The organism is Sphingomonas sp. 3-13AW (genome assembly GCF_049311085.1).
GTDB lineage: Bacteria > Pseudomonadota > Alphaproteobacteria > Sphingomonadales > Sphingomonadaceae > Sphingomonas.
In genome coordinates this window covers 1-13,967 of sequence record NZ_JASNVZ010000002.1, presented here as the reverse complement: position 1 = coordinate 13,967, position 13,967 = coordinate 1, and the positions used below count along the sequence as shown (strand labels likewise).

Genomic DNA, 13,967 nt, shown 5'->3' with positions numbered 1-13,967 from the left:
GACGGACGAAACCCGACGACGCCATGTGCATCTTCCCAATGTGGGCCTAAAGCCCGCCCCGACGACATGCCGGGTGCGGGACGGCCGATGGCCGTTGGTCGTGGCGAGCTGGATCTCGTCGGTTTGCCGGACTGCCATCCGGAAAACCCCCGCCGGGCCAAAGCCCGGCGGGGTAATGGGTCACGCGGCCTGGGCCGCTTCCTCTTCCTCTTCAAACGCTACGACGGGCGCACCCACCGCGTCGTTCAGGTCGAGGAACGCCGCCTTCAGCGGCTTTATCTCGTTGCGCCGGAACATCGCCGTCGCATCGGTCGGGTTGCCGAACGCGGATCCTTGCGCCGGCACGATGCCGAGCAGCTGGGGCGGCACGCGGTGCGCCGCCATCACGTCGGCCTGCGTCGCGCTCTTGATGCCCAGGAACTCGTCCTTGGCCGCCGCTTCCGCGATCGAGATGATCTTGATGCTGTTCTCTTTGCCGCTGGGCGCATGGACGAACATCGACCGGAAGTTGCCGGGCCCCTTCGAACCCCGCATCGCTTCCTTGAGCTTGTCGGTGTCGTTCACATCGATGTCGCCGGTCGCGTACATGATGTAGCCCGCATGGGCGCCGTTCAGATAGTAGCGGCGCCGAAACAGCGTCGCGGCCTCGTTCAGCAGCGCCGCCTGCAGTGCCGAGATATATTCCGGCACGCCATAGATCTCCTGGTTAACGTCCGGCTGCATCAGCTGCACCACGCTGCCGCGATCGAACTCGCTCTCGTCCGACATGCCCGGCACGTAGAAGAACCGCCCGGTCTCGATCCCGCGCCGCGTGTATTTCGCAGGAGAATAGTCGATCCGCAGCGTCGCGCCCGACAGGCTGCGCACCTTCACGGCAAAGCAGTCGCCGAACACCAGATAATCCTGCACCAGCTTGGCGAACACGGTGCGGCTCAACCAGCGCGACGGAATGAACGACCCCACCAGCTGGTTGCGCTTGAAGATGATTGCCGAGCTATGGTGCGGCGACACCCGGAACGACCGAGCGAGCCCGTCTCGCGAGATCGGCGGCTCGTACCAGCGGTTGTTGTGCGGGCATTCCAGCAAGTCGAGCAGCTGGCGCCGATCAAGCACCGCCTCCGGTTCGCCGAAGCTGAACGCCTCGACGCCGGTGCCGCCCCCGCTCGATACCGGCTCGATCGCGCCGGCCGACGCTGCCTGCGCTTCATGCCGCGACATCCGCCGCGTGCTCCGCTTGCTCATTCGATGATCTCCATGGAGCCCTTGGGCCGTTCCTTGCCGTCGAGCGGCTCGTTGATGAGGACGTGCATGATCGCCCAGGCGATGTCGGCATGGCCGTCGTCGCCGCCGCGCCCCGCCTTGAAGGTGACGTTGCGCCCGCTGGTGGTCAGCGTTTTCTTGATCGAGATGAACGACGACACGATGTCGAGGTAGGAGCTGTCGAACGCCATGCGCCCGCGGCGCACGACGTTCTGCGCCTTCATGACCATGGCGGCCTTCACTTCGAGCGAATATTCGATCTTGGTGACGCCGCGGATCCCGGTCTCGGGCTTGGCGAGCAGCTGGTGGACGCCGGCGCCGACGCCGGTCGCGTCGATGCCCAGATAGGTTACGGTGTAGCGCGACAGCACCGACTGGATGAACGCCGCCTGCTGTTCGAAATCGAGCCCGCGCAGCTGGTGACGTTCGAGGATCCGGAACGGCCCGCCCGGGGTTGCCGGCGGCGCCACGATCGCCAGCGCGGCATTGTCGCCGTTCTCGCTGTTCTGCGGGTCATAGCCCGCCCAGACGGCCCGGTGCCCGTAGGGCCGCGCCGCCTCCGGATCGAAGTCCTCCCATTCGACCAGGCTGTCGCAACCGAGCTTGACCAGGTCATTGAAGCGGAAGGCGGAGAGGCTGTCGTCGACGAACACGCACCCGAACAGGTTTGCGAACTCGTCCTCGGCATATTCGTCCTGCAGCTCGTCCAGGTCGACCAGGTCGAAACCCTTGTCGATCGCGTCCTGCACGGTGACGATCTGGCGCCAGACGCTGTCCTCACACAGCCGGCCATCCTTCAGCGCGGCATGACCGACATCGATCTCGATCCGGTCTTCCTTCTTGCGGCGACGATTGCGCCGTTCGCCCGTCCAATACGGATAGGCTGGGTGCGCCACGGTCGACGGCGTCGAGAAGTACGTCTTCCGCCAGTGCTTGTGGGTCGCCATGCCCGAGGCGACCTTGTTGAGCTCCTCGAAGCCGTGGACCCAGAAGAACTCGTCGAAATAGAAATTGCCGCTGCGCCCCTGGGCCGTGCGGAAGTTCGTGCCCAGGAAGTGGAGCTCTGCCGCCGCCTCGCCATCGTCGCGCAACGCGCTGGTGATCAGCATCGGGTCGCCCTTCAGGTCGACCTGGACGAGCTTGGCAAAACCGATGATGTAGTTGCGAAACTGGTGCGCCTGCGCCTTTGATGCCGACAGGAAGATCTGGTTGCGGCCGCTCTCGATCGCGTCGATCAGCGCCTCGAACGCGAAATAATAGGTCGCCCCGATCTGGCGCGACTTCAGGATCATCCGCGTGCGGCGGGACAGGTTTTCCCACCACGTCTCCTGATACCCGAATAGCTGCTTTAGGAAGATCTCCTTCAGCTCGGCAGCCTGTTCGGCGGTGAAGTGGTTCGGCTTCGCCTTGGACTTGCGCTCGCCCTTGTTCCGGTTGGCGACCTTGTCGTTCAGGTCGCCTTCGTGGCCGCCTGGTTCCTCGTACCGGCGGACCTTCGCCAGCGCCGCGACCTGCCGGCCGAGCAGGTCGATTTCCTTGAAGTCGCCCGGGGTCTTCTTGTCCTTGGCGATCAGCACCATCCACCGCGCTTCAAGGCAGTCCTCCAGGCGGCGGATGCTGGGCACGTCGTCCCATTTGCCGCGATCCTTCCACGACTGCACCGTGGTGCGCGCGACCTGCAGCTCTTCCGCGATCTGGCTCACCTCCCACCCGCGCCAATACAGGCTGCGCGCCGCGCGTCGGCGGTCTTCGACCGGAAGCGTCAGCGGGTCGGCGTGCAGGGCAAGGGGATTGGCGAGGATCGACATGGTGGCGCGAGCCTAGCCACGCCTGATCGCCCGAACGGAGCCCCGGCAATCGTAGAGACGCACTCTACGATTGCGCATGCTTGAGAAGCGCGGCGCCTTCGGTCCCTGTTCGGCTTCGCAAACGGCCGGCGATGTCCCGGCATCATCGAACCGACCCCGAGGACCGAACCGCCATGGCCAAAAGCAAGTTCTTCCGCATCGCCGTCGAGGGCGCCACCGCAACGGACGGCCGCAAGGTCGAACGCCAGTGGATCGAAGACGCCGTCGCGAACTTCAATCGTGACACCTTCGGCGTGCGACTCAACTGCGAGCATCTGCGCGGCCTCAGCCCCGATGGTCCGTTCGGCGCCTACGGCGATGTGCTGGAGGTGAAGGCCGAGGAGGTCGATATTCAGCTCGCTGGCAAGACCGAACGGCGCCTGGCGCTATTCGCCAGCTTCGATCCGACGGATGAGCTGGTCGCGATCAACAAGCGCCGGCAGAAAATCTACACCAGCTGCGAGTTCTCCCCCAACTTCGGCGGCACCGGCAAGTTCGGCCTGGCTGGAGTCGCGATCACCGACAACCCAGCCAGCCTCGGCACGGAAGCGCTGCAATTCAGCGCGCTCAAGGCGATGTTCGATGCCCGCAAACTGTCCCCGGAAAACCTGTTTACCGCGGTCGAGGAAGGCACGCTGGAACTGGAACCGGAAACCGCCGGCACGACCGCCGATCCGAGCGGCGGCGCCTTTGCGTCGATGAAGAACTTTTTCGACAAGCTGACCGGCAGCACGGCACTGACCCCGGCCTCGCCCACCCCGCCCGCACCGCCGCAGGTGCCGGCGCCGTCCGCGCCTGCGAATGACAACTTCTCGGCGGAATGGCGCGAAGGCCTCGGCCTCATCAACGCTGCGCTGGTGGAGCTGAACGGTAAGGTCGGCGAGGTCGCGACCCTGCGCACCGAACTCGACACGATCAAGGGCCAGCTCGCCGGCACCGAAGCGCCGCAGCAATTCAACCGTCAGCCTGCGACCGGCGGCGGCGCGCAGATCCTCACCGACTTCTGATCGCCAGCTCGGCCACCCTCCCCGCCCCACGCGCCTGCGTCTTTCCCCGGAGCCCTCCATGCACAACCAGACCCGCCCGCTGTTCAACGGCCTGCTCACCCAGGTGGCGAAGCTGAACGGCGTCACCGACACCACCGTCAAATTCTCCGTCGCACCCGCGATCGAGCAGAAGCTGGAAGAGGTGATCCAGCTCTCCAGCGAGTTCCTGCAGAAGATCAACGTCGTGCCCGTCCTCGCCCAGGAGGGGGAGAAGGTCGGCGTCGGCGTCACCCGCCCGATCGCGAGCCGCACGCGCACCGATCCGAAGACCGGTAAGCGCCGCATCGCCACCGATCCGACCGACACCGGCGACCGCGGCAAATATCGTTGTGAGATCACGCACAGCGACGTCGCGATCCGCTATGCCAAGCTCGACCAGTGGCGCCACAAGCCGGAATTCCAGAAGCTGGTCGGCGACGTCATCGTCAAGCAGCACGGCCGTGACCGCATCATGATCGGTTGGAACGGCGTTGCCTGCGCCGAGAACACCGACATCGAGGCGTTCCCGCTGTTGCAGGACGTCAACTATGGCTGGCTCCACAAGATCCGCACCTATGCACCGGAGCATGTGCTGTCCGATGGCGACCTGACTACGGGCGCGACCAAGGCGATCTACGTTGCCGCTGGCGACGATGTCGTGCTGGTCAACTCCGATGGCAGCAATGCGGGCGAGGCGAATGCCGACTTCGCCAACGTCGATGCGCTGGTCTACGCCGCGACCGAGCTGCTCGACGAGTGGAACCGCGACGACACCGACTTGGTCGTGATCGTCGGCCGTGACCTGGTCCACGCCCATTTCTCGAACTTCATCAACACCGCCGGCAACACGCCGACCGAGGTGGAAGCGCGAAACCGCATCCTGACCCTGCCCAAGCAGCTGGGCGGCAAGACGGCGGTCATGGTGCCGTTCTTCCCGGCCGACGCGCTGCTCATCACGCGCCTCGATAACCTGTCCATCTATGTGCAGGAGGGTAGCCGCCGCCGCCAGCTGCGCGACGAGCCCGATTACGAGCAGATCGCCGACTATCAGTCGGTGAACGAGAGCTACGTGGTCGAGGATTACGGCATGACCGCGCTCGTCGAGAACATCGTCCTGGGCAAGAAGCCGGCCTAACGGGCCGCTTCTCCCGCACCTGATCCGCTCCCATCCGGAAAGTCGCAATGAGCCTCGCTCGACGCCACCAGGCACGCATCCTGGCCGCACAAGCCGCGACCCTTCCGCATGGGGGCGGTACCGCCACCGCCGCATTGCCGGCGGTGGCGCCCCCTTCTGTCGACCGCGCCGCGTCGACCGCCGCCGCCCAGATCGCCATGCGCCTCGCGCACGACCTGCGCCGGCTCAAGCAGATCAAGGCGATCTCGCTGAAGATCGCCGCAAAGCGCGAGATGCTGCCGGAATACACCGCCTGGGTCGAAGGGCTGCTTTCCGGCGCCGCCCAGGCTGGCGCCGGGGCATCGGGCGACGTGCTGCCGACCATCATGGTCTGGATGATCGACGTGGGCGACTTCACCGGTGCCATGCCGCTGATCGAGCATGTCCTGCATCACAACCTGCCCATGCCGCAGCGCTATGAACGCGATGCCGCGACGCTGATCGCCGAGGAAATCGCGGACGCCGCCATCAAGGCACAGGCCGCCGGTGAGCCGTTCGACCTTGCGATTCTCGAACAGATCGAAGCGCTGGTCGACGGCATCGACATGCACGATCAGGTCCGCGCCAAGCTCCTGAAGGCGATTGGTTTTGAGCTGGACCGCACCGCGCGTTTCGCGGCCGAGGCCGGTGCCGACGCCGAGGCGCTGTCCCTGCTCTGCCGTTCACTGATCGCGCTCAAGCAGGCCCAGGGGCTGCACGACCGCGTCGGCGTGAAGTCCACCATCCGCAGCATCGAGAAGGCCATCCAGGCCGCAACGCCGCAACCCGATTCGGCCGGCACGTCCGGCTAACCAGCTGCCTCCCCGGCGCGGGGGCGGATCGCAAGACGCGGGAGAGCCTTCGGGCTGAGGGCCGCGCTCCTCCGGTCCCCACCCCCGTTTTTATCGAGGATCCACGATGCCGCCCGTCAATGCCATCTGCCTGACGATCCTCGCCCTGCTCGCTCTCGCCAGCGGCGCGCTGCTGACGCTCGCGGGCGCAATCGGCGTCGCGGTCGGCCGCACCGACGCCGTAGGCGGCATGCGCGTGACCTTCGGCGCGATCGGCGCTGTCGGCCTGGTCGTGTTCATCATCGGCGCCGCCTGCGTCGCGCGGCTGCTCGCATGACCGGCTTCGGCTGCATCGGCTCGGTCGTTCCTGAGCCCGTCGACACCGTCGAGGCGGTGATCGACGATCCCTGGTACCCCGCGATCGACCCTGCCCAGCTGCGCCGCGAACACCGCCTTGGCGACGTTGCCAAGGTCACGCCCGAACGGCTGCGCGCTGCCATCCTCGAAGCCCTGATCTCAGTCGACAACCAGATCGGTGCCTGGGCGATGCAGCAGACCGCCGCCGGCCACGCCTCGCTTGCCGACGTTCCCGCACGCACCTTCGGCGGGGAAAGCCGCCTGGTCATCTCGTTCCGACGTGCAGTCGGCGCGCTGACCAAGCTCGAACTGATCGAGCGCCACCGGGATCTCGACACCACTGCCACCGGGGACCGTGACGCCTCCGCGCTGGATCCGTCGATCGGCGAGCTGCGCCGCGATGCCGTCCACGCCATCCGCGACATCCTTGGCGCCACCCGCACCACCGTCGAGCTGATCTGATGGCCGACGTCCTCCACGCGCGCCAGGGCGACACGCTCGACCAGCTCCTCCACCGCGAACGCGCGCTCGGGCCAGAGGCACTGGGCGCCGTCCTCGCCGCAAACCCCGGCCTCGCCGCGCTGGGCGCCATCCTGCCGACCGGCACCGCCGTCATCGTTCCGCCCGCCGCGCAGGCCGCGCCGGTCGAGCGCCAGCTCCTCGATTTCTGGGACTGACCATGTCCAAGCTTCCCGACATCCTCGACACGTTCCTGACCTTCCTCGCGGGTCTGTCGCCGGGCGCGCTCGGCGCGGCCGTCAGCCTCGCGCATGAGAAGGGGCTGACCTGGTCGGAACGCTGCATCCAGTTCGCCGCCGGCACCACCATCAGCTGGTTCGCCCAGCGCTGGATCGGCGCGGTCTACGCGTTCGACCCGTTCGTGCTGCAGGGCATCGGCTTCAGCGCCGGCATGGTCGCGTTCAAATCCACGCCACGCTTCATCGCCAGCGCAGCCGACGTCGCCGGCAGCCTGCCCGCCCTGGTCCGCGACCGCTTCTTCCCCGCTCGAAAGGACAAGCCGTGACCGACACGCGCTCCCCCGCCTTTGCGCCCAGGCGGCGCACCCTCGCCGGCGTCATCGGCACGTCGATCGGCGCGCTCGCGCTGTTCACGATCACGCCGTCGTTCGAAAGCGGCCGCACCGTAGAGGCGAGCATCACGCCGGCCGGCGATGTGCAGATCCGCCATGTCGCCGGCCGCCAGTACCTCGACGCCTATCTCGACATCGTCCGCGTCCCCACTGCCTGCGACGGCATCACGCCGGGCATTCGGATGGGCCAGCGCTATACCGAGGCGCAGTGCACGGCGATGCTGGAGCGCGAGCTGATCGCGCATGCCGAAGAGGTCATCGCCTGCGTGCCGCAGCTTTACGGCCGGGATCGCGAGGCGCCCGCCGCCGTCTCCCTCGCCTATAACATTGGCGGGCCCAAATTCTGCAGCTCGACCGCGGCGCGCCACTTCCGGGCGAAGCGCTGGGCGGAGGGCTGCAACGCCCTGACCATGTGGAACAAGGCCGGTGGCCGGGTCGTGCAGGGTCTGGTCAACCGCCGCGAGCGCGAACGCGCGATCTGCCTGCGCGGCTTCACCCCGCGAAAGGATCCGTGATGATCGCAGCCGCTCTCACCAAGCTCGCGCGCATGCGCGAATGGCTCACCCTGCTCGCGCTCGGCGCCGCCGCCGCGTGGATCTACGTGCAATGGGCAGAGGCGGACCGCGAGCGCGACCGCTACGCCCAATGGGTCGAGGTCACCTGCGCAGGCGCCGGTGCCCCTTACGCTGGCGGCAGCGAGCAGCGGGCGGATGCTGCGGGCAAGCCGGTGACGGTGACCTTCGCCGATGGGCAGCGCTGCCGCACCGCGATCAGCCTCGCCGTTGCCTTCAAGGGCGAGACCGACCGCGCCACCGCCGAGCGCCTGGCGCGCGCCATGCTCGAACACGACGGCAAGCTGCTCGCCGACGCCCGCCTCGCCCGTGTCGCGGCCGAAGCCGCCAAGGCCGCCACCGAACGAATGGAGATCGCAAATGCTGAAGTCGATGCACAAGCGGACGGCACCGGCCGTGTCGATCATGCTTGGTTCGCTGCTCTTAACGACGTTGCCGGGCTGCGCGCGCCGCGCCGTTGAAGTGCCGGTCCCGCAGCCGGTGCCGGTCGCCATCGAGATCCGCGATACGCCCCCGGCCGAGCTGCTGCGCTGTCCCGAACAACCCGCCGGCTTCCCCACCGATGCCCAGGCGACGATGCCGGCCGGCGTTCGCTCGGCCGCGATCCGCATGGCCCGCGCCCTGCGCGATCGTGGCGACCAGCTGGTGCGCCTGATCCGCTGGCACGATCCGGAGGCATGCCGGTGAAGAAGCCCGAGGGTCTGCGCCGCTTGCTGCTCGCAACCGCGCTCAAGGACCAGGCCGAGAAGCTGCAGCTGTATATCGATCGCGGTGGGGTGACCTGCCGTCGTGGCCGCAACCTCGCCTTCGCCTACAGCTATACGCTGAGCGTCGTGGTCGAGGGCTATACCGGCGATGTGGACGCGCTCATGGTCCCGATCCTCGCCTGGGTCGCGGAACAGCAGCCCGATCTGCTCGACAAGCCGCCATACGAACCCTTCGAGTTCGAATCGGAGCTGCTCGATGCGACCAGCGCCGACGTGTCGATCAACATCAAGCTGACCGAGAACGTCCTGGTCGATCGCACCGGTCAACGCGAATGGTCGACGCGGCACCTGGACGAGCCGGTGATCGAGGATGCGTTCCCCGGCGTCTGCGGTGTCTCGCTGGTCGAGGCACTGATCGCGGAGGCCAGCGAGCCGACGCCATGAGCGACGACCTGGTCGAGATCGAGAAGCTGGCCGGTGCCCTGCTGCGCAACGTCGACGCGAACGCGCGGCGACGGCTGCTGCGGTCGGTTGCGAAGAAGGTCCAGGCGAGCCAGCGCGCCCGCATCGCCCGCCAGCAGGATCCGGACGGCAGTCCGTTCGCCCCCCGCCGAAAGCGTCCGGAACCCACGCGCGGCACCTACACGGTACGGTTCCTCTATCCCAAGGGCGACCCGAACCCGCGCGAAGTCCTCATGAAGAGCTGGGTCTGGGACGGGCCCCTGATGACCGGCTTCGACATTGAGGCGGGCGGGATCCGCTCCTTCCACACCGACAAGGTCGAGCGCTACCTCCCGCTCGAACCCGGCCAGCAGAACGCCGGCGCCGGCAAGCTGCGTCGCAAGGGTCACATCCGTCGCGCAGCGATGTTCCGCAAGCTCGTCGCCGGTCGCCGGCTGCGCGCCGACGCCACCGATACCGAGGCATGGGTCGGCTTCACCGGCCAGGCCGCACGCGTCGCCGGCATCCACCAGCACGGCCTGGTCGACAAGCCTGCCGAAAAGGCCAAGCCCGTCCGCTATGCGCGCCGGACGCTGTTGGGGTTCAGTGAGGCAGACCGCATGATGGTGCTGGACGCGCTGCTTGCCTCGCTGGTCGACGGTGTAGGATGATCCTGCCGCAATCGTAGAGTGCGTCTCTACGATTGCAGCCCCCTAGCCGGTGCTACCGCCCGCCGCCGAAGTGGCCGGCGATGTCCACCGCCGCCGCCACCAGCTCCAACGCTATCGACCTGTCGCGCCTGCCGGCGCCGACGATCGTCGAGCAGCTGACGTTCGACGAGATCCTTGCCGATCTGATCGCGACGTTTCGCCAGCTGCTGCCCGGCTTCGACGCGCTGGTTGAAAGCGACCCGGTCATGAAGCTGCTGCAGGTCGTGGCCTATCGCGAGCTGCTGCTGCGCCAGGGGTTCAACGACGCCGCCCGCCAGCTGATGCTCGCCTATGCGACCGGCCCGAACCTCGATCATCTCGCCGCCCTGGTCGGCGTCGCGCGCCTGACCGAAGATGAAGACGATGACGCTCTGCGCCAGCGTGCGGTGCTGGGCCCAGAGGGGTTCTCGGTCGCCGGCCCGGAACTGGCCTACGTCTTCCACGCCAAGTCGGCGGATCCCGGCGTCCTCGACGCCAGCGCCATCTCGCCCGCGCCCGGCGAAGTGCTGGTCACCGTGCTGTCGCGCGAGGGCGATGGAACCGCACCCGCCGCCCTTCTCGATGCCGTCCGGACGCGGGTGAATGCGCGCGAGGTTCGCCCGCTCGGCGACCTGGTCACCGTCGGAAGCGCCGAAATCTTCGACTTTGCAATCGTCGCCAAGCTCTACACCTTCGCCGGGCCCGATCGCTCGCTAGTGCTGACCGCCGCCCGCGCGCAGCTGGAGGGCTATCTCGCCGATTGCCGGCAGCTCGGCCGCGACGTCACCATGTCTGGTCTCTATGCCGCCCTCACGGTGCCAGGGGTGCAGCGCGTGGTGCTGGCGTCGCCGCTTGCCGACATCGTCTGCGATGCCACCCAGGCGGCCTGGTGCACCGGCATCCGCATCGAGCATGGCGGCTATGACGCATAGCCTGCTCCCCCCAAACGCCACCCGGATCGAGCGCGCGGTCGAACAGGCGACGGCGCGGATCGGCGACGTGCAGGTCCCGGTCGCGGATCTGATGAACGCGCAGGCGATCCCCGCCGCTTGGCTGCCGTGGCTGGGTTGGCACGTATCGGTCGACAGCTGGGACGCTGAGTGGACTGAGGACGAGAAGCGCGCCGCCGTCGCCGACTCGATCGGGCTGCACCGGATCAAGGGCACCCGCGCCTCTGTCGAAACGGTGCTGGGCCGCTACGACCGGCTGCTGCACCTGATCGAATGGCACCAGGCCACCCCGCGCGCGGATCCGCATACTTTCGAGGTTCGCCTGCCGATCGCCGCTGACGGCGTGAAGCCGGGCGGCCGCCGCGCCACCGCTGCCTTCGCCGAATCGATCATCCGCGAGGTTTCGCGGCTGAAGCCGGCGCGCGAGCATTTCCGCCTTGTCCAGACCCTCGACGTCGAAGGGTCGATCGGCATCCAGGGCGTGGCGCGCCTCGCCGGTGCTGGCCGCACGGACATGACCGCCAGTTTCGACACCTCGCCCGCCTGGGCCGCCTACCTCCAGACCGAGGATGGCGAGCCGCTGCAGGACGACTTCGGCACCTTTGTGGACACCGCCTCATGAGCAAGCTCGCCCTCACCATCACCCAGGCGGGCCATGCCCGCTTCACCGCCGCCCAGGTCGACGACGACATCGATCTCTCGATCAGTGCGGTTGGCCTGACGGATCGCGCTTTCATCGCCGCGCCGACGCTCACCGCACTGCCCGGCGAGTTCCGCCGCGTGTCGACCATCTCGGGCGAGGCGGTCGGCGACAACGTCGTGCACATGGTCGTGCTTGACGCCGACGCGGTTGCCTACACCGTTCGTGGCTTCGGCCTGTTCCTCTCCGACGGCACGCTGTTCGCGAGCTATGCGCAGGCGGAAGCGCTGTTTGAGAAGTCGGCGCTGTCGGACATGCACCTCGCGATCGACATCGCCTTCCCGACCGGCAACGTCCAGCAGCTGGTGTTCGGCGACACCAACTTCCTCAACCCGCCGGCAACGACGTCGCGCCGGGGTGTGGCCGAGCTGGCGACGCAAGCCGAGGTCGACGCCGGCGCCGATGCCGAGCGCATCGTCACGCCCCGGACGCTCGGCCAGCGCCTCGCGTCTCTGTTCGCCGGCCGCAGGATCCTCGGCGGCGGGCTTGTCACCGGCGGCGGCGACCTGTCGGCCGACCGCACCCTCACCGTGACCGCTGCCACTGCCGAAGAGGCGGACGCCGGCACGCTAACCGCCCGGGCGCTGACCCCGGCCAGCATCGTCAACGTCCTCGCCTCGATCGCCGCGCGGGTGCCGGTCACCCGCCGCATCAACACCGATGGCCTGGCGCTGGGCGGTGCCACGCTCGCGACCGATCCGACGATCTCGGTGCCGCCTGCCACGCCCGAGCAGCTGCTCAATGCCATGGCGAGCAACGTCGCGGTCACGCCAGCATCGTTCGGCGGGCTCGCCAAGCTGTTCGAACCCACCGGCTATTACACGCTGCCGGGCGGCCTGATCGTCCAGTGGGTGACCTATCGTGCGCTGCTCGTCGACGAGCCCAGCGTGTCGCTCAACTATCCCATCGCCTTCCCGAACGCGTGCCTGTTCGCGCTGGCCTGCCCCTACATCGCCGCCGCCAGCCAGACGCGCGACGGGTGGACCCAGATCGTGGGCAACCCCGGCGCTGCCTCCTGCCTCGTCCAGGTGCAGGCCGACGACCAGAACGACCGCCGCATCGACGGCATCAACCTCCTCGTCATCGGACGCTGACCCATGCCCAAGATTTCCGAGCTGCCCGAGATCGTGGAGCCCACTGGCCGCGAAACCGTCACCGTCCTCGACCAGGGCGTCACCAAGCGCGTCGTCATGGACAAGCTGGCCGAGGCATCGGTCGGGCACCTCGCCGGCTTCCGCTCGGTTGCGAGCTACGCCGAACGTGAGGCGATCCCGCTTCCGCAGCGCCGGCCGGGCCTGCATGTCTATGTAGTCGAGGGCGAGCGCGAGTTCGTGTGGACGCCCAGCATGTACGCGCCTGGCGCATGGGTCGGTCTGAAGAACCAGGAGGAGTCCACCCGCCTAGACCTGATGCACGGCGGCTTGTCCCAGGATAAGGTTTATGGCCTGCCGGGCACGCTCGAAGCCCTGCGCGAAGCCGATGCCGCAGCCGTGGCGGTCAAGATCCTCTCGCCGCGTGCGGTCGCGCTCTCCAGCGCGGCCAACCCGCGCGGCTATGTGGAATGGTCGACGGCAGGACAGCCGACATCTCACGTCGTCTCCTGGGGCGGTCGCGCGATCACGCTCGACGGCCAGGCGCGGCGGATGGACTTCCCGAGCTATTCGCTCGATCAGCCGTTCGCGTTCATCGGCAACAGCCTCTCCGATCCGACCGATGTCACCGACCGCTGGCCGCAGGTGCTCGCCGCTCGCTACGGCCAGCCCTTCACCAGCGTCGCGCGCTATTCCTCCGACGCGCGGATGGTCTACCGCAGCGGGGCCAAGCCTATCGAGCTGACGCTGGCCGGAGCGCTGCCGGCGAGCGGCTCGGTTGCTGTCACCCGCATCAACGGCGCCCCGATCGACGGCAACAACCCGGCCGCGATCCTCACGACGGGCGACGCCGGCCTCACCACCGGCATGACCATGAGCGGCGTTGTCGCGCGGAACGGCGTCAGCCGCCGCGTGACGGTATCGGCTCCGAACGGTGCCAGCTTCGCGTACCGGCTCACCCAGGAGCCGGGCCAGAGCGCTGTCACCTTCGACGGCCCTGCGACATTCGTGCCCGATTTCGCTTTGTCGGTCGCCTCGAGAACGGCTGTCGTCTGGATCGGCAACAACTACTTCTACAGCGGCGTGCCGAACGCATACGGCGATCACACCAACCCGCAGATGTGGGTGGACCTCGCGCTGATCGTCGGCTTTCTGCAGGCACGCGGATGCCGGGTGCTGCTGCTGCCGATCCTCCCCAACGCCGACTGGACGGAGCGCGGGCCTGGCACGTCCTATGACGCCCATGTTGCCGGCAACGTGCGCACCGACGCGCTATTTCCTGGTCTCGTCGCGC

Annotated in this window: 18 protein-coding genes; 16 read left to right on the top strand and 2 right to left on the bottom strand. The window is 67.8% G+C overall.

Annotated elements, in window-relative coordinates; genetic code table 11:
• Positions 1-180 precede the first annotated feature (180 nt).
• Together QP045_RS03325 and QP045_RS03320 are read right to left on the bottom strand one after the other, a co-directional pair.
• The gene (locus QP045_RS03325; protein ID WP_422513544.1) at positions 181-1,242 is read right to left on the bottom strand and encodes a phage portal protein; all 1,062 of its coding nucleotides are present in this window, start codon (positions 1,240-1,242) and stop codon (positions 181-183) included.
• Positions 1,239-3,068, bottom strand: a complete 1,830-nt coding sequence (locus QP045_RS03320) for a terminase large subunit domain-containing protein (protein WP_422513543.1) — start codon at positions 3,066-3,068, stop codon at positions 1,239-1,241. The genes QP045_RS03325 and QP045_RS03320 overlap by 4 nt, the downstream gene beginning before the upstream one ends.
• Positions 3,069-3,241: 173 nt before the next feature.
• Here QP045_RS03320 and QP045_RS03315 point away from each other — a divergent pair, with 173 nt between their 5' ends.
• From QP045_RS03315 to QP045_RS03240, 16 genes are all read left to right on the top strand, one after another.
• Positions 3,242-4,114 carry a GPO family capsid scaffolding protein gene (locus QP045_RS03315; protein ID WP_422513542.1) on the top strand — a complete coding sequence of 291 codons (873 nt, stop codon included), beginning with the start codon at positions 3,242-3,244 and terminating at the stop codon, positions 4,112-4,114.
• 58 nt (positions 4,115-4,172) lie between these two features.
• Positions 4,173-5,267: a phage major capsid protein, P2 family gene (locus tag QP045_RS03310; protein ID WP_422513541.1), complete on the top strand. Its 1,095-nt coding sequence runs from the start codon at positions 4,173-4,175 to the stop codon at positions 5,265-5,267.
• A 143-nt stretch (positions 5,268-5,410) separates the two neighbouring features.
• Complete coding sequence (gpM, locus tag QP045_RS03305; protein ID WP_422513865.1) at positions 5,411-6,097, top strand: phage terminase small subunit; 687 nt, start codon at positions 5,411-5,413, stop codon at positions 6,095-6,097.
• Positions 6,098-6,203: 106 nt separating this feature from the next.
• Entirely contained in the window at positions 6,204-6,413 is a 210-nt protein-coding gene (locus QP045_RS03300) for a hypothetical protein (protein ID WP_422513540.1), read from the top strand.
• The gene (locus tag QP045_RS03295) at positions 6,410-6,895 is read left to right on the top strand and encodes a head completion/stabilization protein (RefSeq protein WP_422513539.1); all 486 of its coding nucleotides are present in this window, start codon (positions 6,410-6,412) and stop codon (positions 6,893-6,895) included. Before QP045_RS03300 ends, QP045_RS03295 begins: the two co-directional genes overlap by 4 nt.
• Positions 6,895-7,110 carry a tail protein X gene (locus QP045_RS03290; RefSeq protein WP_422513538.1) on the top strand — a complete coding sequence of 72 codons (216 nt, stop codon included), beginning with the start codon at positions 6,895-6,897 and terminating at the stop codon, positions 7,108-7,110. Before QP045_RS03295 ends, QP045_RS03290 begins: the two co-directional genes overlap by 1 nt.
• Positions 7,111-7,112: 2 nt before the next feature.
• Positions 7,113-7,457 (top strand): hypothetical protein, encoded by a 345-nt coding sequence (locus QP045_RS03285; RefSeq protein WP_422513537.1) that lies wholly within the window; start codon positions 7,113-7,115, stop codon positions 7,455-7,457.
• On the top strand, positions 7,454-8,038 hold the full coding sequence (locus QP045_RS03280) for a lysozyme (RefSeq protein WP_422513536.1): 585 nt from the start codon (positions 7,454-7,456) through the stop codon (positions 8,036-8,038). The genes QP045_RS03285 and QP045_RS03280 overlap by 4 nt, the downstream gene beginning before the upstream one ends.
• Positions 8,038-8,556 (top strand): hypothetical protein, encoded by a 519-nt coding sequence (locus tag QP045_RS03275; protein ID WP_422513535.1) that lies wholly within the window; start codon positions 8,038-8,040, stop codon positions 8,554-8,556. Before QP045_RS03280 ends, QP045_RS03275 begins: the two co-directional genes overlap by 1 nt.
• 1 nt (position 8,557) lies before the next feature.
• On the top strand, positions 8,558-8,782 hold the full coding sequence (locus QP045_RS03270) for a hypothetical protein (protein ID WP_422513534.1): 225 nt from the start codon (positions 8,558-8,560) through the stop codon (positions 8,780-8,782).
• Complete coding sequence (locus QP045_RS03265; protein ID WP_422513533.1) at positions 8,779-9,246, top strand: phage tail protein; 468 nt, start codon at positions 8,779-8,781, stop codon at positions 9,244-9,246. The genes QP045_RS03270 and QP045_RS03265 overlap by 4 nt, the downstream gene beginning before the upstream one ends.
• A complete protein-coding gene (locus tag QP045_RS03260) occupies positions 9,243-9,914 on the top strand; it encodes a phage virion morphogenesis protein (protein ID WP_422513532.1) in 672 nt (223 codons plus the stop codon). The genes QP045_RS03265 and QP045_RS03260 overlap by 4 nt, the downstream gene beginning before the upstream one ends.
• 80 nt (positions 9,915-9,994) lie before the next feature.
• Positions 9,995-10,864 carry a baseplate assembly protein gene (locus QP045_RS03255; RefSeq protein ID WP_422513531.1) on the top strand — a complete coding sequence of 290 codons (870 nt, stop codon included), beginning with the start codon at positions 9,995-9,997 and terminating at the stop codon, positions 10,862-10,864.
• The gene (locus QP045_RS03250; protein WP_422513530.1) at positions 10,854-11,504 is read left to right on the top strand and encodes a phage tail protein I; all 651 of its coding nucleotides are present in this window, start codon (positions 10,854-10,856) and stop codon (positions 11,502-11,504) included. Before QP045_RS03255 ends, QP045_RS03250 begins: the two co-directional genes overlap by 11 nt.
• Complete coding sequence (locus tag QP045_RS03245; protein WP_422513529.1) at positions 11,501-12,676, top strand: gp53-like domain-containing protein; 1,176 nt, start codon at positions 11,501-11,503, stop codon at positions 12,674-12,676. The genes QP045_RS03250 and QP045_RS03245 overlap by 4 nt, the downstream gene beginning before the upstream one ends.
• A 3-nt stretch (positions 12,677-12,679) precedes the next feature.
• Positions 12,680-13,967 (top strand): hypothetical protein (locus tag QP045_RS03240; protein ID WP_422513528.1); only part of this gene is annotated, 1,288 nt, incomplete at its 3' end.